Consider the following 16,821-nt stretch of genomic DNA (forward strand, 5'->3'; position numbering starts at 1 on the left):
GGAGGAGGAGCGGGGGGAGGGAAGCCTATACCTGCGCCGGCAGGGGTTGGAGGGCACCGGAGCTCAGGCGCTCGAAGCGCCAGAGGATCGCGAGGGCCATGGTGGTGAGGCCCGCGCACAGGCCGCCCCAGATGCCGACCACGCCGTAGCCCAGGCCGTAGCCGAGGAAGAGTCCCACCGGCAGGCCGACGAGGAAGTGGCCCACCGTGACGGCCACGGAGGTGAAGCGCGTATCGCCCATGCCGCGCAGCACGCCGGCGCCCACGCCCAGCACGCCGTCGGAGAACTGGAAGAGGGCCGTCACCATGAGCAGCGGCACCAGCATGGGGACGACCTCGGGGGGCGCGCCGATCAACCGGACGAGCTGGTGGGGGAAGACGGCGAACACCAGCGCGCTGAACGCCGTGAAGGCCGCTCCGGACGCGAGTGCCATGTGCCCGCTCTGCCGCACCTGCTGGGGGTTGCCCGCGCCCACCGCCCAGCCCACGCGCACGCTGCCCGCGTTGCCGATGCCCGACGTCACCGAGAAGGAGAAGATGCTGTAGGAAATGGCGATCTGGAAGGCGCTGATGCTCTCCGGGCCGAAGCCTCGCGCGAGCATGCCGGACACGGCGTAGATGCCCTCGTCCGCCATGATGTGCAGCGCGATGGGGAAGCCGAGCCGCAGGGTGGGGAGCATCATCGCCCACTGAGGACGGGGCGCGGGCACGGCCCCGGGCACCCGGCGCACCGCCTGCGTCACGATGAGCCACTGCAGCGCGGTGCAGAGCGTGGTGGACAGGGCCGCGCCCTTGATGCCGAGCGCCGGCACCGCGCGCAGGGGGCCGAGGAACTCGGGCAGCCCCGCGCCGCCGAAGACGAGCAGGGTGGCCGCCACGAGGTTGACCACGTTGGCGACCACCGTGGAGAGCACCAGCACGCCGGTGCGCCCCACGCCCTGGAGATAGGCGCGGGCGGTGAAGAAGAGCAGCAGCAGGGGGAAGCCGGGCGCGCGCCAGGTGATGTACTCGCGCATCTGGGGCAGCTCCACGAAGTCCAACCCGAGGTGCGGCAGCAGGTAGAGCCCCAGCACCAGCGGCACCGCCAACAGGATGCCCGCCACCACGGCGAGGTAGCTGCCGTGCCATAGCAGGGTCCTGGCCCGCGCCTCGTTGCCCGCGCCGAAGGACTGGGAGACCTGCGGATCCAGTCCCATGATCAACCCCGCGCCGAGGCTGATCACCACGAAGAAGACGGCGTTGGAGATGGCCACCGCCGACAGCTCGGCCAGCCCCGCCCGGGCGAGGATGGCCGTGTCCACGAACCCCATCAGGGAGTGGCCCACCTGGGCGATGGTGATGGGGATGGCGAGCTTCCAGAGCTCTCGAAGCTCCGCTCGGCGGCTGGTGACGGCAGGTGGGGGGGACATGGGCAGACGGAATCTATCTCGTGTTAGCGTGGGGCCGCGACCCCCCCACGGACAGAGACCCCCATGAGCTTTCGTCTGCCCACCGAGTTCTGGAAGAGCTTCGCGCAGGATGTCTGGAGGAAGCAGCCGCGCGTCTTCGAGAACCCCTTCGGGGGCCGGCTCTTCGCGCCCCCGGAGGAGCTCTTCCGCATGGCCGCGGCCGAGACGGAGCGCTTCGCCCAGACCGCCGGCTCGCGGAGTGACTTCAGCTGCCACGTCAACGTGGGCAAGGCGATGGTGCTTCAGGACCAGACCCGCCTGATGCCCAACGCGGCGGATGGCTCCTTCCAGGGCTGGGACGCGCGCCTGAACCGGGAGGAGGGCATCCGGGGCGCCATGTACTTCATGAACTCGACCCAGCGGCGCTCGCCCCTGCTCTACCAGCGCTACCGCGAGTTCACGGACGGTCTCTTCACGCAGATCGGCCTGCCCACGTGGAAGATCAACACGGACATGTTCATCGGGGACTACCCCGAGACGCCCTTCGGCGTGCACAAGGACGTGACGGACAACTTCCATTTCGTCGCCCTGGGCCGCAAGCGCATCCTGCTCTGGCCCTATGAGTCCTTGCTGCATTACGTGCAGCCCGGCATGGACGTGAGCGAGATCGAGTTCTCGCTGCAACTGCGCGGCCTCAAGGAGATCCGCGAGCAGGCCATCGTCCTGGAGGGCGGGCCGGGCGATGTCATGTATTGGCCGGGGCACTTCTGGCATTGCGCCGAGGGCACTGGAAGCCTCGTCGCCAGCAGCAGCTGCTACATCGATCTCTTCTACTCGCCGCTGATGGAGACCTTCCCGGACGTGGTGCAGGAGACGCTCCACCCCATCCGCGAGCTGCATCCGGCCACGCCCTATTCCCCGGAGCGCCGCCAGGAGCTCGCGGGTGCCATCCCCGAGCAGCTGCGCGACACCACGCGGCGCGTGAGCCAGGGCCTGAAGGCGCTGGTGGAGGGGGGCCTCGAGCGGGAGCTGGAGCTCACGTGGCTGCGGTACGTGAGCGGCGGAGGCTTCCTGCGCGTGCCGCCGCCCGCTACCGGCGTGGTGCTCGACGAGGCGCGGGCGCTGAAGCCCGTCCCCGAGTCGAACCTCATCTGGCGCAAGCTGGCGAACGGGGAGATCGCCTGCGCGGCCAACGGGCTCGTGCGGTGCTACCCGGAGAGCCGCGGGCTGGTGGAGACGCTCCAGCGCCTGGCGGGCGGAGGCTCGCACCGGCCGGGGGCGCTGCTCGACGAGGCGAAGCAGGAGCACCAGGGGAGCACGGTGGTGTGGTCCCGCGAGAAGCTGCGCGAGCTGCTCACCACGCTCGTGGAGCAGCGCGCGCTCGTCCCCGCCTGAGCGCGCCTCCAGTCGGGGCCCCGCTCACTACCCGAGGAGGAGGTCCTTGGGGCCGCACAGCCGCTCGGCCACGAGCCCCCGGGCGCGGGCCGCGGCCAGCAGCCGCTCGGACTCCTGCATCCGAGGCTCCTCGGGACCGACGGGCGGGCCCATGATCTGCGTGAGCCACGGCTCCAGGCCCATGGCGTAGTTGTACAGGTGCGTGGCGCCGAGCTGCTCGAGCGTGCGCAGGCCCTCGGCCGCGTTGCCGCCGCGGCACCGGCGGTTCTCCTCCAGCTTGCGGTCGCGCTTCTTGGGGAAGAGCACCTCGATGGTCCAGGTGAGCGGCGAGCCCTCCACCTCGGTGTTCATGAACACCGTCTGGATGGGGCCCAGGTCCTTGCGCACGTGGCGGTAGAGCGCGTCATCCACGCCCAGGGAGTCGGCGGCGAACAGCACCTGCTGCTGGCCCATCCGCACCACGTACGCGGACTTGCCGTGGCCGATGTCGCCGTGCTCGCCGAGGAACGGGGCGATGATGATTTCTCCGTCCGGCAGGGGAAGGGACTCGTAGAGCTCCGGCTCGAGGACGCGCTCGAAGCCGAGCGAGCGGGCCAGCAGCTTCGGCGAGTAGTCGCCCAGCAGGAGGCCACTGGCGCGCGGCACCACGAGCTGGCCGATGCGGTGGCGCAGCCGCAGCAGCGTCTCGATGGAGAGGTGGTCGTAGTGGCTGTGGGTGATGAGGACGTAGTCGAGGCGGGGCGGCAGGTCCTGGAAGGACAGGCGCGGCATGCCCCCGGAGGCCGGAGTCGCACCGAGCAGTGGATCCACCAGCACGGTGGTGCCCTTCCACTCGATGAGCACGCAGGCGTGGCCGAGGTAGCGCAGGCGCGGCCCGGGGCCCTCCCACGGCGTGTAGGGACGCAGGGGGGCCTCGGACAGCAGCGGCGCGAGCTCCGCGTCACTTTTGGCGGCGGGGCCGAGCAGGTCCCGGATGAAGCCGAGCGGCCGGGGCTCCAGGTCCAGCGCGAACAGCGCATCCAGCCGCTTGTCGTCGAAGGGCACCTGCCAGTCGAGCTGTCCCGGCTCGGGCAGCACGGGCGTGGTGAGGAGATCCGGCCGGGCATCGGACTCCAGCCGGAAGAGGCGCAGCGACTGCAGCTCCCGTTGGTGGCAGGGGCCGCGGTACATCATCCCCTCCAGCACCCGGAGCGAGGGACGGCCGTGGTAGTCGTAGAGCAGCTCCACACGCCCGCGCAGCGGCTCCGGCAGCTTCGCGTAGAAGGGCTCCATCGACTGCCCGCGGGCCTCCTCGAGCAGCAGCTTCTGGAAGCTCTCGAGCGCCTCGGCGAGCCGGAGGCGCTCCGCCTGGGCCTGCTGCATCTTCAGCGCGAGCTCCTTCACCTCACCGGCCCGGGGGGCGGGGATGCCGATGTGGCGCGCGTGGAACTCGGGGTTCTGCAGGTACGCCTTGAGGAGCGGGAGCTGGTAGCCGCGCACGTGAAGGCTGGCGGGCACGGGGGCCACCGTCATCCACCACGCGGCCCAGCTCTGCACGAGCGGCGCGACACAGGTGGAGACGTCCAGGCGGTAGGTGGGCTGTTCGGACATGGGCGGGCTCGGGCGGACGGGTGCTGCCCGCACGATAGCCGCCCACGCCCCGTGTCCTCCAGCCGGGGTGGGGCCTTGTCTCAGGCGAGGCCCAGCATGAGCTCGGCCTGGCCGTAGAGCCGCTCGCCGGGGATGCCGAGCCGCCGGCACGTCTCCAGCGCCACCTCCACCTCGCGCAGCCGCGTCTTCACCTCGTGCTCGGGGGTGGCCACCACGTGGCGCAGCCAGGGTTCGAGTCCCAGGGCATAGCTGTAGTAGTGGCGGGGACGCAGCAGCTCGAGCAGGCCGGAGAGCTGGGTGCCCGTGGCCGAGCCCTGACGGCGCGTCTGGTCCATCTGCCGGTTGGGAGCCTGGGTGAGGAGCGGGCCGTTGCCCCAGCTCAGGGGCGCGCCATTGGCCTCGACGGCGTAGAAGAAGGCATCCACGTCGCGCAGCAGGGGAGCGAGCCGCTCGTACAGCCGGGGCTCGGGCACGGACGCGTCGGAGCCGATGAAGACGCGCTGGCCGCCCAGCTCCAGCAGCCAGGAGGCCTTGGAGAGGATGTCCAGGTCGCCGTGCTCTCCGAGGAAGGGAATCGCGGTGGCCCGGCCACCGGGGAACTCGAGCGTCTCGAGGTCATCCAGGGCGCGCACGTGGCGGAAGCCGATGGCTCGGAGCATGGCGTCGAGCGAGGGGTCGCTCAGGTTGCCGCGGCTGCTACGAGGCACCACCACGGTGTCGGTGCGGCCGCGCAGCTGCAGCAGCGTCTCCACGGAGAAGTGGTCCGCGTGGGCGTGGGTGATGAAGACGCAGTCGAGCCGTTCGGGGAGCTGCGCGAAGGAGGAGCGCGGCTCGCCCTGGGACACGCCGTAACCGAGGGTGGGGTCCACCATGATGGCCACGTCCTTCGTCTCAAGCAGGAGCGAGGCGTGGCCGAAGTAGCGCAGGCGGACGCCCGGGCCCTGGTAGCGCGGCGAGGCGGGGACGCCCTCCGGGGTGAGGAAGGTCTCGAGCAACCCGGCGCGCTCGCCCTCCAGCCGCAGGGCCTCGCGCACCTCGCCGAGCGGGCGGGGACGGAAGCGCAGCGAGGTGAGGAACTCGACGAGCGGCGAGGAGAAGGGGAGGTCGAGGGTGAGCAGCCCGGGCCCGTCCAGGCGCGGGGTGCTGTAGCCGAACGCCCGCTCATCGCTCTGGGCGAGCGAGAGCTGGAGGGACTGTTCCTCCTCGCGATAGAGGCCGCTGCGGTAGAGGAGCGGCTCGATGAGGCGGAAGCGGGCGCGGTGGCGCGTGTCGTAATAGAGCTCGACGAGGCCGCGCAGGGACTCGGGCACCTCGGGGTAGACGCGCTCGATGCCGGTGCCGGGATCCGAGACCAGACGGTCATCGAGTGCCTGGATGGCCTCGGCGAGCTGCTTGGGGCCGAAGGGGGAGGCGAGGGTGCGGTCGATCAGCTCGCGGACCTCGGGGGCGCGCTCGACGGGGAGATCGACGAAGGAGCCGCCGCGCAGCGCGGGGATGCGCACGGCCTCGGCATGGCGCTTGGGTTGGTCGAGGAAGGACTGGAGCACCGGCAGATGCGAGCGCATCACCTTGAGCGCGCGGTGCACCGGGGGGATGAGGTGATGATCCGCGAGCCACCGGAGGATGAGCGGCTCGATGCGGGCATGCGGCTTGAGGAAGACGGGCGTGTCGGAGTGCATCTACGGCACGGAGGGTAGCACTCGCGATGTCCGGGACGTGAGCCGGGCCTCCCCCGACTCCAGCGCCGAGGGCAACCATTCGCTGATTTACGAGAGGTTGATGTGTTCCATCTGCATTCCTCCTCGGATGGATTGGATGAGGACGCCCTGGCCGACCAGCCAGGACGTCAGCGGGGATGACCGCCAAGGTTCTTATGCCGAAGCACGGGCGCTCTTGGTGATCTCCCCGAATGATGCCGCGGAGAACGGTGAGCCCCAGGAGTTGTCAGCCCCGCCGGGTATTCCCTTGGATCGGCTACCCATCGGGGTGTGGCCATCACCACGAGGAATTCCCATGAAGCTGGCCGGAGCGGTGGTGCTGTTGGTGTGCCTCGCCGGATGCGCGACGACCCCGGACACAGGCGGGTCTGGCCCCTCACCCTCTCCAGGAGTCCAACCCGCGAGGAAGAAGGAACTACCCTGGTTGAACGTGCCGGGTGGGCAGATGAAGACGACGCTCTTCTACGGCCCCTGGCAGTGCCGCCGTCAGTTCGTGAACCAGTGCCAGATGGAATGCGCCCAGGAGCGCCACACGCTCATGGGGTGCATATGGTTGGCGGACATCAAGCTGGACTGGGTGGGAAGCCTCGTCGTCCTACCCGTTCCCGTGAAAGCCGGGAGCCGCTACGGCATCTATCACTGCTGCTGCAACTACCCCACTCTGCCGAAGGCGGTGAAGGAGGTTGAGCGCAAGCGGTGGGAAAAGATCCGAGACTCCTTCCGGGACGACTGGAGCAAGAAGTTCGGAGAGTGGCCCGTCGACGGAGGCATCTCCTGGCCGGGCCATCACATCCGGGACCTCTGGCACGGTGGCGATCCGGTGGATCCCAACAACATCATCCCCGTACAGCCCAGCATCCATGACGAATTCACCAGGGCCTACCCTGCCTGCTACGCTGGGCAAGCGCCCTGGAACACAGTGGGACCCGACCTGCCCTACTCGGACAACTGACGATGGCCACGCCCATGAGCGACCTGCTCGAAGAGGTCTCCCGCGAGCCCTTCCCTCATCCCCCCTCCACGCCCGAGGAAGTTGAGGAGTTCGAGCGGCGGGTGGGCTGGAAGCTGGACCCGGACCTCCGGGCCTTCTATCTGCATTGCAATGGGGCCGCTCTGCTTCGATGGCCGGATTCGCCCTATGAAATCCTGCCTCTGTCGAAGATCGTCCGGGCACGGGTGGCCATCTGCGGTGAGGATGACGACAGGTGGGGCCCGGCCTCGATGTACGCCTTCTGTTACGTGCGCGATGGCAACTATGTCGTCTTGGACGTGAGCCGACAAGTAGACGGGCGGTATCCGCTCATTGATGGGGACCGAGAGACCTGGCCCAACCCGGAATACTGCACGCAGATCGCCAGCTCGTTCTCGGAGTTCTTGGAGCAGGTGCTACGCACCCGGCGTAGCCTCTACTGGCTGGGGGAATGAGACTGTGGCCATGCTCATGAGCCGCTTGCTGGAAGAAGTCTCCCGCGAGCACTTCCCCTATCCCCCAGCCCCACCCGAGGAGATCGAGGAGTTCGAGCGGTGGGTGGGGTGGAGGTTGGACCCGGACCTGCGCGCCTTCTACCTGCATTGCAACGGCGCCGAGCTGATCGAACGGCTACCCGATTCTCCCTACCAGATACTTCCTCTCTCGGAGATCGTCCGGGCGCGAGTCGCCATCTTCGGGAAGAAGAATGATGATGACGCGCATGGGCCCGCCTCGATGTGGGCCATCTGCGACGTCCAGGACGGCAACTACGTGCTGGTGGACGTGGCCCGCCAGGAGAACGACCGCTACCCCCTGACGGACGGCTACCACGAGGCATGGCCCAACCCGAAATACTGCGGGCCAGTCGCCAACTCCTTCTCGGAGTTCCTGGAGCAGGTGCTACGTACCCGGCGCGGCCTCTACTGGCTGGGTGAATGAGCAGGCAATTCTTTACGCCATTCATTCGCGCGCAGAGTGATGGTTCATCTGCGCGTACTTTCGGAGGGACACTGGCGGGTATTGCTTCGTATCGAACTCCAGAATTTCACGGGCGATTTCGCGCGTTTGTCCGCCTGAAGGGTTGGAAGTCCCAATCCCGTAAGGATAGAGCACGGCCTTGATCAGGTGCCGTCTGCCTGAAGAGACCAAACTGAGTTCCTCAACCGAATGAAGTACGGCCCGCGTGAGGAAAACCGGCCATTCCGAGCAAACTCGTGGACAACAACACCAGTCGCTTCATGGTGCTCGATGATGACGGCCCACTTGCCTCCCGTACTCTGGACTTCGACGGCAATACGCACCAGGTCGCGAACGTTGTCTCTACCTGGTGGTCCGATTTGAGGATGGAAAGCCTTCTCGTTGTACGAACGCCACGCATCGCCGAACTGGCGCTCTAGCCGTCGCGGCAGAAGTACCCAATGGTCCATCGCCGCCAATGCGAGCGCACAACCGACCATGATGTAGAAGACGAACCACAAATTCACAGGGGCACTCTCCGCGTGAGGCATGTTGGCATCGTGCCTTCTTACCGCAGTGAAAATATATGTCTTAAGCAAGGGTGGGAATCTTGGTCGGGACAGCGTGCGTCGCGTAGAAGCGCCGCGTGGTGGTCGGGCTCTTGTGGTTGAGGAAGGCCGCCACCGAGGCCGGGTCCGCCCCTTTCTCGATGGCCCAGGTGGCGACGGAGTGCCGGAACCGTCCCAGGGTGAAGGGAGGGACGCCTGCCGCCTTGCACGCCGCCTTGATGGCCAAGCCGTACTTCTCGAAGCTGAACGAGCCCCGCTCCAGCAGCCGCTTCCCGGCCTCCAGCACCTCGGCGGACACGGCGGTGCGCAAGGGCTCGCCGCTCTTGGTTTGCGGACACACCAGCACCCCCGCGATCCCCTCGGCCTCGCCCCGGTACGGCTCCAAGCTGCCCATCCTGGCGAAGCGCACCAGCTCCGAGACGTGCCAGCCGGTGCCCGCCTGCACGTCCATCCCGTCGCGCCAGTGAGGCGCAAGGTACTCGTGGGCGAGCAGGTAATGCTCCCGGGGAATCACCTTGTCCCGCTTCCACTGCTCGGGCCGGGCCTGGGGCACGGTGAGCCGCCCGAAGGTCGGATCCTCGGCCACCGAGAGGACGTGCTTCACCTTGCGCAACCAGGAGTAGACGCGCTTGAGGACCGCGATCCGATGTCCCCGGGCCTTCGCTCCCTCCAGGGCGGGGAGGATGTCGTCGAGGAGCGTGAGTTTCCGCAAGTCCTGGCCCTTGAGCTGGTCGGCCCACCACGCGAGGTAGCCCTGCTGCTTCTTCACCCAGGTGGGGCTGTTCTTGTCCACGTCGCGCGAGCAGGCGAGGAACTCAGCCGCGAGCGGCGCATTGAGGTAGATGGGCGCCTCGTGTGCCGAGCCCGCCGGGTTGTGTGCTCCGGGTCCGTCTCGAACCGCTTGAGCTGTTCCATGGTCGCTCGGAGCGTGGTCGCCCGCGTGCTGACCTTGTAGTTCCGCCCGTTGAGCATCCGGCGGATGACGTAGACCTTGCGACCCCTGGAGTCGTGGCGGATGAACCCGCCTTGCCACGTCTCCGCGTGGTCCTGGCTCTTGCCGGTGCTCTCGCCCATGCGCCCGCGCCCTCCATTGGGGAGAACGTCCGACAGGGGGCCAGAGGACAAAAGAAAAAGGGCGCCGGGTTTTCACCTGGCGCCCTTCTTGTGCTCCCCGACGAGGACTCGAACCTCGGACCTAGTGATTAACAGTCACCCGCTCTACCGGCTGAGCTATCGGGGAATATGTCCGCCGCGCGTTGGCCCTTGTGGACCGCCGCGACAACGAGGAGCTTTCTAAAGAACGGAGTCACTCCTGTCAACATCCTGTTTTGATCCGCTCTCTCGTCTTCGCTCGGTTCCCTGGTCGGCCCTGGAGGGTCTCGCCCCCATCGCCGCCGACGCCCTCGCGCAGGTCCTCTCGGGCAGCGCCGCGGAGCGCGTGCTCGACCGGACCCTCCGCTCCCATCGCTCCCTCTCCCGCGAACAGCGCCAGGCCCTCGCCGAGTCCGTCTTCAACGTCGGCCTGTGGCGCCGCCGGCTCGGCTTCCTGCTCGGCAACCCGAGCGCCCCCGCCTCCTCGCTCCTCTACGCCTTCCTGCACCGGCTCGCCGGTCTCCCGGCCACCGAGGCGGCCCGGCTCTCCGGGGTCGGGAGTCCGCCGACCCTCGTCTCCGAGGAGCCGCCCTCGCTCGCCCTCCGGTGGTCCCTGCCGGACTGGCTCGCCGAGCACTTCATCCGCGAGCTCGGCCCCGCCGCCGAGGACTTCTGCGCCCACCTCAATGTCCCCGGTCCCATCACGCTCCGGGTGAACCGGTTGCGCACCACCCGTGAGGCCCTCGCCGAGCGGCTGCGCTCCGAGGGCGTCGAGACCCGGCCCGGTGCGCTCAGTCCCCTCGCACTCCATGTCGTGGGTCCCCGGCCCAACCTGTACGGGCTCGGCTCGTTGCGCGAGGGCCTCTTCGAGGTCCAGGACGAGGGGAGCCAGTTGCTCGGCCTGCTCGTCGAGGCGCGGCCCGGCGAGACGGTGCTCGACCTGTGCGCGGGGGCGGGGGGCAAGACGCTGTTGCTCGGCGCGGCCATGGAGAACCGGGGACGGCTGCTCGCGTATGACCCGGATGCCGAGCGGCTCGACCGGCTCCTGCAGCGCTGTTCCCGGGCGGGCGTGTCGAATGCCCAGGTGCTCCGCGCGCCTCCCGAGGGCGTGCTCGCCGACCGGGTGCTCGCGGATGTGCCGTGCTCGGAGCTGGGCTCGCTGCGGCGCGGGCCCGACCTGCGCTTCCGTCTCGAGCCCGAGTCCCTGTCCCGGTGGCCTCGGGTGCAGCACGACATTCTCGAGCGCGCGGGCCGGCTCGTGCGCCCCGGGGGCCGGCTGGTCTACGCGACCTGTACGTTCAATCGCGGGGAGAACGAGGACGTGGTGCGCGGGTTCCTGCGCGAGGCTCCCGGGTTCAGGCTCGTGACTCCCGGGGCGGGGTGGCTGGAGCCCTCGTGTGTCCGGGAGGGGGTCCTGTTCTGTGCGCCACACCTGCACGGGACCGATGGGTTCTTCGCCGCCGTGCTGGAGCGGGTGGACGGGTAGGGGGCTGGAAGCCCGGGGGGCAGGGGGGGAGGTTGTCACCTGGACATGGGGTGTTCGAAGCTCGGAGACACGCGCGCACCGGGTGCTATGAAGGCGCCGTGCGTTGGCTCAAGCCCCTCCCGCTGCGTCCTCGCGACACCGTCCACATCGTCGCCCCCGCTGGCCCCTTCGACCCGCCCACTTTCGAGACCGGGCTCGGCGTCCTCGGGCGGCGGTATTCGCCCACCTACCAGCCGGACCTCTATGAGTCCTGGCGCTACCTCGCCGGCCCCGATGCGCGCCGGGGCGCCGAGCTCTCCCGGGCCCTCACCGACCCGAACGCCCGCGCCATCTTCTGCGCTCGTGGTGGCTACGGCGTCATGCGCCTGCTGCCCTCGCTCCCGCTGGCGGACATGGCTCCCACGGCGCTCGTGGGCTTCTCCGACATCACCGCGCTGCACCTGCCGCTGCAGGGGCTCGGGCGCGTCACCATCCACGGGCCCGTCGTCACCCACCTGGGCACGCAGCCTCCCGAGGTCCAGGAGTACCTCTTCCGCCTCCTCGAATCCCCCGAGGCCCCGCCGCCCCTCCAGGGCACCGCCACCTACGTGCCCGGCATCGCCGAGGGACGGCTGCTCGGCGGCAACCTCTCCGTCCTCTCGCGGCTGCTCGGTACCCCGTACATGCCGCCGCTCGATGGGGCGATTCTCCTGCTCGAGGACGTGGGCGAGCGGCCCTACCGGCTCGACCGCATCTGGACGCACCTGCTGCTCGCGGGCGTCTTCGACAAGGTGAGCGGTCTCGTGCTCGGCCAGTTCACCGATTGCGAGCAGAAGGGCGCTCCGTACAGCAGCGCGGATGTGCTCCGTTCGCTCGCCGAGGAGGCGGGCGTGCCGTGCGCCGCTGGCTTCCCCATCGGCCATGACATTCCCAACTACCCGGTCGCCCTCGGCACCCAGGTGCGGTTGGATGCGAGCGCCGCGCGCCTCACCTTCCTCGAAGGAGCGGTGCAGGCATGAGCGGCGGTCACCCCATCGCGGAGCTGCAGGACGTCCTCGAGGAGGCCGTGACGCTCGGCATCTTCCCGTCCGCGCAGGCCGTGGTGATGCACCGGGGCGCCCAGGTCTTCGGCGGCGTGGCGGGCGACGTCACGGGCGACACGCGCTTCGACCTGGCCTCCGTCACCAAGGTGCTGTGCACCACCGCGCTCTTCCTGCGCTTCTGGACCGAGGGCAAGGTGGGCCCCGAGGCGCCCGTGGCCCGCTACTTCCCGGGCTCGCCCGTGGGGGAGGCGGGGGCCACGGTGGCGGATCTGCTCTACCACCGCTCGGGCCTGCCGCCCTTCGTGCCCTTCTTCGCCGAGGCGCTCACCTCCACGCCCGAGCTCCTCGAGCCCACCTGTCCCTCGGCCACCCGCGCCCGCGTGCGCGAGGAGGTGGTGCGGGCCGCCGCGCGCACCCCGCTGGCCGCCCCGCTGCGCACGCGCACGGCCTACAGCGACGTGGGCTTCATCCTCCTGGGGGAGATTCTCTCCCGCGTGGGAGGCGCGCCGCTGGACGTGCTCTTCTCGCGGCACATCGCCGAGCCGCTCGGCCTCTCCGCGCGCTTCCACCGCCTCACGGACTTTCCCACCGACGGCCGCGTGGCGCCCACGGGAGCCACCCGTCCCCGCGAGCCCGCTCCCGGCCAGGAAACCCTGTGGGGCGAGCTTCCCACGCGTCCCGCGGTGCCCGGCGAGGTGGATGACGACAACGCCTGGGTGATGGATGGCGTCAGCGGCCATGCGGGCCTCTTCGGCACCGCGGTGGACGTGGCGCGCTTCGGCCAGGCGATTCTCGCCGGGTGCGCGGGGGAGCCGACGCTCGCCCCCGGGCCGCTCTGGTACCGCGCGCTGGCGACGGATCCGCTCCTGGAGACGAGCACCCGCTCCATGGGCTTCGACTCGCCCTCCGAGGGCCTGTCGAGCGCGGGCCACTTCATCGGCGACACGCCTCCGGGCGCGGTGGGCCACCTGGGCTTCACCGGCTGTAGCCTCTGGGTGGACCTGCGCCGCTCGCTGGTGGTGGCGCTCGTCACCAACCGCGTGGCGCACGGCCGCAAGGAGCTGCGCATCCGCGATTTCCGCCCCGTCTTCCACGACCTCGTCGTGCAGGCCCTCGGCCTCAGCGACCTCACCCCGAAAGCACATGGCTGACGACAACGGCAACGTCCTCGAAACCATCACCCCCGGCGCGGTGCGCCGCATCCACCTCGTCGGCGTGGCCGGCACTGGCATGGGCTCGTTCGCCGGCATGCTCAAGGCCGCGGGCTACGACGTCACCGGCAGCGACGAGAACGTCTACCCGCCCATGAGCGACATGCTCCGCGCGTGGGGGATTCAAGCGCTCACGCCCTACAGCCCGGACAACCTCGACAAGGCGAAGCCGGACCTCGTCATCATCGGCAACGTCATCCGCCGGGTGAACCCCGAGGCCACCGCCGTACGCGAGCGTGGCATCCAGCAGATGAGCTTCCCGGCGGCGCTGGGCTCGCTCTTCCTGGACCGGGCGCACTCCGTGGTGGTGGCGGGCACGCACGGCAAGACGACCACGTCCTCGCTGATGGCACACGTGCTCGTCGCGGCGGGGAAGGATCCGTCCTTCCTCGTGGGCGGCGTGACGCAGAACTACTCGGGCAACTACCGGGTGGGGAAGGGGCCGCACTTCGTCGTCGAGGGCGACGAGTACGACACGGCCTACTGGGACAAGGGCTCCAAGTTCCTCCACTACCGTCCGAAGACGGCCATCCTCACCAGCGTGGAGTTCGACCACGCGGACATCTTCCGCGACATGCCGCACTACGAGGCCACCTTCGACAAGTTCGTCCGGCTGATTCCGAAGGACGGGCGGCTGGTGGTGTGCGCCGCGTACCCCAACGCGGTGAAGCTGGCGCAGGCGTGCCCGGGGCAGGTCATCACCTACGTGGCGAAGGAGGGCGCGCAGGCGGACTACACCCCACGCAACGTGCGCTTCGGCCCCGAGGGCGCGCACTTCGACGTGGTCGAGCGTGGCACCGTGCTCGGCACCGCGCTGCTGCCGCTCTCGGGCATGCACAACGTGGAGAACGCGCTGAGCGTCATCGCCGCGGCGCGCGGGCTCGGCCTGTCCTTCGAGGAGATCGCCAAGGGCCTGGCCACCTTCCGTGGGGTGAAGCGGCGCCAGGAGGTGCGGGCGGAGATTGGCGGCATCATGGTGGTGGACGACTTCGCGCACCACCCGACGGCGGTGCGCGAGACGATCGCCGCCATCCGTCACCGCTACCCGGATCGCCGGCTGTGGGCCATCTTCGAGCCGCGCTCGAACACCAGCCGCCGCAACATCCACCAGGAGGACTACGCGCACTCCTTCACGGGTGCGACGCGGGCCAGCCTCAAGGTGCCCGAGCGCCACGACAAGGTGCCCGTCGACGAGGAGCTGAACGTGCCCCGCGTCACCGAGGAGCTGAAGACGCAGGGTATCGCCGCGGACTACGCCTCGGACGTACCCTCGCTCGTCGAGCGCGTCGCGCGCGAGTCCCAGCCCGGCGACGTGCTGCTGGTGATGAGCAACGGCGCCTTCGGTGGCTTCATCGAGAAGCTGCTGGCCGCGCTGCGCTCCCGCATGGGAGAAAAGTGAGCCATGCGCTCCTTGTCCCTCGCCCTGGCCGTGCTCGCCCTCTCCGGGTGCGCGCAGAAGATGCCCTCGCTCACGTCTCCGGCCATGACCTCCAGCTCGGAGGCCCTGGAGTCCGAGCCGGCCCCGCTGACCTTCACCGTCAAGCGCTACCCGGGCGGTGAGCCCCACGCCATCGCCAGCGACCGGGGCAGCGTGGTGCTGCTCGACGTGTGGGCCACCTGGTGCGAGCCCTGCAAGGACGCGCTGCCCATGTACCAGGATCTCGCGAAGCACTACGCCGAGCGGGGCCTGAAGGTGTACGCGCTCAACGTGGACGAGGACGTGCGCGCGCTCGGGCCGTTCCTCGAGGAGACGAAGGTGACGCTGCCCGTGCTGCTCGACGCCAACGCCGAGGTGGCGGACAAGGTGCTGCGGGTCCGGGGCATGCCCACCACGCTGCTCGTCGACCGTCAGGGCCGGGTGCGCTACGTGCACGAGGGCTTCGCCGAGGAGTTCCTCGCGAAGTACCAGTCGGAGATCGAGGAGTTGCTCGCCGAGCCCGTGAAGTAGACGAAGGAGGAGCCGCCATGGATGAGTCGCCCGCGACACTGCGCCGCATCGCCGAGGAGGGAGCCCGGCTCGCGGGCCGGGTGCTCGCCGAACGTTTCCTGGGTGAGCGCACCATCGAGTACAAGGGGGGCGACGGCATCGACCTCGTGACGGACGCGGACCGGGCGGCCGAGGAGACGGTGCTCGGCTTCCTCCGGCAGCGCTATCCGGGCCACGCGATTCTCGCCGAGGAGAGCGGGGCCTCGCGGGGCTCGGGGTTGCGCTGGGTGGTGGACCCGCTGGATGGCACCACCAACTACGCGCACCGGGTGCCGCACTTCTGCGTGAGCGTGGGCGTGGACGGGCCGGACGGGGTGCTCGCTGGCGCCATCTACAACCCGATGCTGGACGAGCTCTTCTCCGCCGCGCGAGGGCAGGGGGCCACGCTCAACGGCCGTCCGCTGAGGGTCTCGGGCACCAAGGCATTGGGGCACGCGCTGCTGTGCACGGGCTTCCCCTACGACGTGCACCAGCGGCCCGAGGGCCCGGTGGGCCTGCTGCGGCGCTTCATCGTCCGGGCGCAGGGGATGCGGCGCACGGGCAGCGCGGCGTTGGATCTGGCCTACGTGGCCGCGGGCCGCTTCGACGGCTTCTTCGAGTTCGGCCTCAAGCCCTGGGATGTGGCGGCGGGCTCGCTGCTGGTGCAGGAGGCGGGCGGGACGATGGTGCGCATCGACGGAGCCCCCTTCCAGGTGGAAATCGGGGACGTGCTCGCGTGCGCGCCGGGACTGGCCGCGCAGCTCATCTCCGAGTCCCAGGGCTTCCTCGCCGACATCGGCTGGACGCCCCCGGCTCCGCGCGCCTGAGCGCCTAGAAGAGGCTCTCCGGCACGAAGATGATGTCGCCCGGCTGGAGGGCGAAGTTCTTCTCCGCGCCGTCGCGGATGTCCTTCACCGGGACGCGGATCTTCAACTGCTGGCCCTCGGTCTGGCGCGCCACCTGGGTGGCGTTGGGCGAGGCCAGCTTGGTGAGGCCGCCGGCCAGCGTGAGCGCCTCGATGATGGTCATCCCCTCCTCGTAGGAGAACGTGCCCGGCTTCTGCACCTCGCCGAAGACGAAGACCTTCTTCGAGTTGTACTCGCGGATGGCGACGGACACCTCGGGGTGCTTGAGGTAGCGCGTGAGGCAGGCGCGCAGCACGTCCGCGGCGGTGCCCGAGGTGCGGCCCGCCAGGTGGACCTTGCCGCACAGCGGGTAGTCGATGGTGCCCTCGGGGGACACGGCCCAGACGCCCGAGTGCTCCGGCTCCTGGTACACGCGCACGTCCACCAGGTCTCCCGGGCCGAGCGTGCGTTGGGCCTCCGGGGTACCACCGGGGGTGGAAGAGGGCGCGGGCACCTCCGAGGCATCGAGCGTCTGGGAGGACGTGGTGGTGCGGCACGCGGTCAGCGCGCCGAGCAGCAGCACGAGCAGGGAAAGGGAGCGCATCACGGTGGC

16 protein-coding genes and 1 tRNA gene are annotated in these 16,821 nt (G+C 69.5%); 11 read left to right on the plus strand and 6 right to left on the minus strand.

Annotation, left to right across the window (positions count from 1 at the left end):
* Positions 1 to 25: 25 nt before the first annotated feature.
* A complete protein-coding gene (locus tag ACJ8AN_RS20370) occupies positions 26 to 1,408 on the minus strand; it encodes an MATE family efflux transporter (RefSeq protein WP_407757071.1) in 1,383 nt (460 codons plus the stop codon).
* Between the two features lie 63 nt (positions 1,409 to 1,471).
* Here ACJ8AN_RS20370 and ACJ8AN_RS20375 point away from each other — a divergent pair, with 63 nt between their 5' ends.
* Complete coding sequence (locus ACJ8AN_RS20375; RefSeq protein WP_407757072.1) at positions 1,472 to 2,782, plus strand: cupin-like domain-containing protein; 1,311 nt, start codon at positions 1,472 to 1,474, stop codon at positions 2,780 to 2,782.
* 27 nt (positions 2,783 to 2,809) lie between these two features.
* Here ACJ8AN_RS20375 and ACJ8AN_RS20380 read toward each other — a convergent pair whose 3' ends face one another.
* The gene (locus ACJ8AN_RS20380; protein ID WP_407757073.1) at positions 2,810 to 4,372 is read right to left on the minus strand and encodes an MBL fold metallo-hydrolase; all 1,563 of its coding nucleotides are present in this window, start codon (positions 4,370 to 4,372) and stop codon (positions 2,810 to 2,812) included.
* Between the two features lie 80 nt (positions 4,373 to 4,452).
* Positions 4,453 to 6,051, minus strand: coding sequence for an MBL fold metallo-hydrolase (locus ACJ8AN_RS20385; protein WP_407757074.1), 1,599 nt, complete (start codon positions 6,049 to 6,051; stop codon positions 4,453 to 4,455).
* 469 nt (positions 6,052 to 6,520) lie between these two features.
* Between ACJ8AN_RS20385 and ACJ8AN_RS20390 the strand changes: the two genes are divergently transcribed.
* The 4 genes from ACJ8AN_RS20390 to ACJ8AN_RS20405 all read left to right on the plus strand — a co-directional run bounded on the left by ACJ8AN_RS20390 (position 6,521) and on the right by ACJ8AN_RS20405 (position 8,457).
* Complete coding sequence (locus tag ACJ8AN_RS20390; protein WP_407757231.1) at positions 6,521 to 7,042, plus strand: hypothetical protein; 522 nt, start codon at positions 6,521 to 6,523, stop codon at positions 7,040 to 7,042.
* A gap of 2 nt (positions 7,043 to 7,044) precedes the next feature.
* Positions 7,045 to 7,515: an SMI1/KNR4 family protein gene (locus ACJ8AN_RS20395; RefSeq protein WP_407757075.1), complete on the plus strand. Its 471-nt coding sequence runs from the start codon at positions 7,045 to 7,047 to the stop codon at positions 7,513 to 7,515.
* Positions 7,516 to 7,531: 16 nt separating this feature from the next.
* Positions 7,532 to 7,999 carry an SMI1/KNR4 family protein gene (locus ACJ8AN_RS20400; protein WP_407757076.1) on the plus strand — a complete coding sequence of 156 codons (468 nt, stop codon included), beginning with the start codon at positions 7,532 to 7,534 and terminating at the stop codon, positions 7,997 to 7,999.
* 275 nt (positions 8,000 to 8,274) lie between these two features.
* Positions 8,275 to 8,457 carry a hypothetical protein gene (locus ACJ8AN_RS20405; RefSeq protein WP_407757077.1) on the plus strand — a complete coding sequence of 61 codons (183 nt, stop codon included), beginning with the start codon at positions 8,275 to 8,277 and terminating at the stop codon, positions 8,455 to 8,457.
* A 151-nt stretch (positions 8,458 to 8,608) separates the two neighbouring features.
* Here ACJ8AN_RS20405 and ACJ8AN_RS20410 read toward each other — a convergent pair whose 3' ends face one another.
* Together ACJ8AN_RS20410 and ACJ8AN_RS20415 are read right to left on the minus strand one after the other, a co-directional pair.
* Complete coding sequence (locus tag ACJ8AN_RS20410) at positions 8,609 to 9,379, minus strand: tyrosine-type recombinase/integrase (protein ID WP_407757078.1); 771 nt, start codon at positions 9,377 to 9,379, stop codon at positions 8,609 to 8,611.
* Positions 9,380 to 9,753: 374 nt separating this feature from the next.
* Positions 9,754 to 9,826: transfer RNA gene (locus tag ACJ8AN_RS20415), tRNA-Asn, on the minus strand.
* 147 nt (positions 9,827 to 9,973) lie between these two features.
* Between ACJ8AN_RS20415 and ACJ8AN_RS20420 the strand changes: the two genes are divergently transcribed.
* From ACJ8AN_RS20420 to ACJ8AN_RS20445, 6 genes are all read left to right on the plus strand, one after another.
* Positions 9,974 to 11,164, plus strand: a complete 1,191-nt coding sequence (locus ACJ8AN_RS20420) for an RsmB/NOP family class I SAM-dependent RNA methyltransferase (RefSeq protein WP_407757232.1) — start codon at positions 9,974 to 9,976, stop codon at positions 11,162 to 11,164.
* Between the two features lie 98 nt (positions 11,165 to 11,262).
* The gene (locus ACJ8AN_RS20425) at positions 11,263 to 12,162 is read left to right on the plus strand and encodes an LD-carboxypeptidase (protein ID WP_407757079.1); all 900 of its coding nucleotides are present in this window, start codon (positions 11,263 to 11,265) and stop codon (positions 12,160 to 12,162) included.
* Positions 12,159 to 13,337 carry a serine hydrolase domain-containing protein gene (locus tag ACJ8AN_RS20430; RefSeq protein WP_407757080.1) on the plus strand — a complete coding sequence of 393 codons (1,179 nt, stop codon included), beginning with the start codon at positions 12,159 to 12,161 and terminating at the stop codon, positions 13,335 to 13,337. The genes ACJ8AN_RS20425 and ACJ8AN_RS20430 overlap by 4 nt, the downstream gene beginning before the upstream one ends.
* Positions 13,330 to 14,796 carry a UDP-N-acetylmuramate:L-alanyl-gamma-D-glutamyl-meso-diaminopimelate ligase gene (mpl, locus tag ACJ8AN_RS20435; RefSeq protein WP_407757081.1) on the plus strand — a complete coding sequence of 489 codons (1,467 nt, stop codon included), beginning with the start codon at positions 13,330 to 13,332 and terminating at the stop codon, positions 14,794 to 14,796. Before ACJ8AN_RS20430 ends, mpl begins: the two co-directional genes overlap by 8 nt.
* 3 nt (positions 14,797 to 14,799) lie before the next feature.
* Positions 14,800 to 15,345: a TlpA family protein disulfide reductase gene (locus ACJ8AN_RS20440; protein ID WP_407757082.1), complete on the plus strand. Its 546-nt coding sequence runs from the start codon at positions 14,800 to 14,802 to the stop codon at positions 15,343 to 15,345.
* Positions 15,346 to 15,362: 17 nt separating this feature from the next.
* Positions 15,363 to 16,190, plus strand: a complete 828-nt coding sequence (locus ACJ8AN_RS20445; RefSeq protein ID WP_407757083.1) for an inositol monophosphatase family protein — start codon at positions 15,363 to 15,365, stop codon at positions 16,188 to 16,190.
* 4 nt (positions 16,191 to 16,194) lie between these two features.
* Here ACJ8AN_RS20445 and ACJ8AN_RS20450 read toward each other — a convergent pair whose 3' ends face one another.
* Positions 16,195 to 16,812: a polysaccharide biosynthesis/export family protein gene (locus ACJ8AN_RS20450; protein WP_407757233.1), complete on the minus strand. Its 618-nt coding sequence runs from the start codon at positions 16,810 to 16,812 to the stop codon at positions 16,195 to 16,197.
* Positions 16,813 to 16,821 lie beyond the last annotated feature (9 nt).

The organism is Archangium sp. (assembly GCF_045802675.1).
Classification (GTDB): Bacteria; Myxococcota; Myxococcia; order Myxococcales; family Myxococcaceae; genus Archangium.

Bases quoted from the DNA above. Each gene is read 5' to 3' on its own strand.
- ACJ8AN_RS20430 (WP_407757080.1), top strand. From the start codon at position 12,159: ATGAGCGGCGGTCACCCCATCGCGGAGCTGCAGGACGTCCTCGAGGAG.
- ACJ8AN_RS20385 (WP_407757074.1), bottom strand. From the start codon at position 6,051: ATGCACTCCGACACGCCCGTCTTCCTCAAGCCGCATGCCCGCATCGAG.
- ACJ8AN_RS20370 (WP_407757071.1), bottom strand. From the start codon at position 1,408: ATGTCCCCCCCACCTGCCGTCACCAGCCGCCGAGCGGAGCTTCGAGAG.
- ACJ8AN_RS20375 (WP_407757072.1), top strand. From the start codon at position 1,472: ATGAGCTTTCGTCTGCCCACCGAGTTCTGGAAGAGCTTCGCGCAGGAT.
- ACJ8AN_RS20440 (WP_407757082.1), top strand. From the start codon at position 14,800: ATGCGCTCCTTGTCCCTCGCCCTGGCCGTGCTCGCCCTCTCCGGGTGC.
- mpl (WP_407757081.1), top strand. From the start codon at position 13,330: ATGGCTGACGACAACGGCAACGTCCTCGAAACCATCACCCCCGGCGCG.
- ACJ8AN_RS20380 (WP_407757073.1), bottom strand. From the start codon at position 4,372: ATGTCCGAACAGCCCACCTACCGCCTGGACGTCTCCACCTGTGTCGCG.
- ACJ8AN_RS20445 (WP_407757083.1), top strand. From the start codon at position 15,363: ATGGATGAGTCGCCCGCGACACTGCGCCGCATCGCCGAGGAGGGAGCC.
- ACJ8AN_RS20400 (WP_407757076.1), top strand. From the start codon at position 7,532: ATGAGCCGCTTGCTGGAAGAAGTCTCCCGCGAGCACTTCCCCTATCCC.
- ACJ8AN_RS20450 (WP_407757233.1), bottom strand. From the start codon at position 16,812: ATGCGCTCCCTTTCCCTGCTCGTGCTGCTGCTCGGCGCGCTGACCGCG.
- ACJ8AN_RS20395 (WP_407757075.1), top strand. From the start codon at position 7,045: ATGGCCACGCCCATGAGCGACCTGCTCGAAGAGGTCTCCCGCGAGCCC.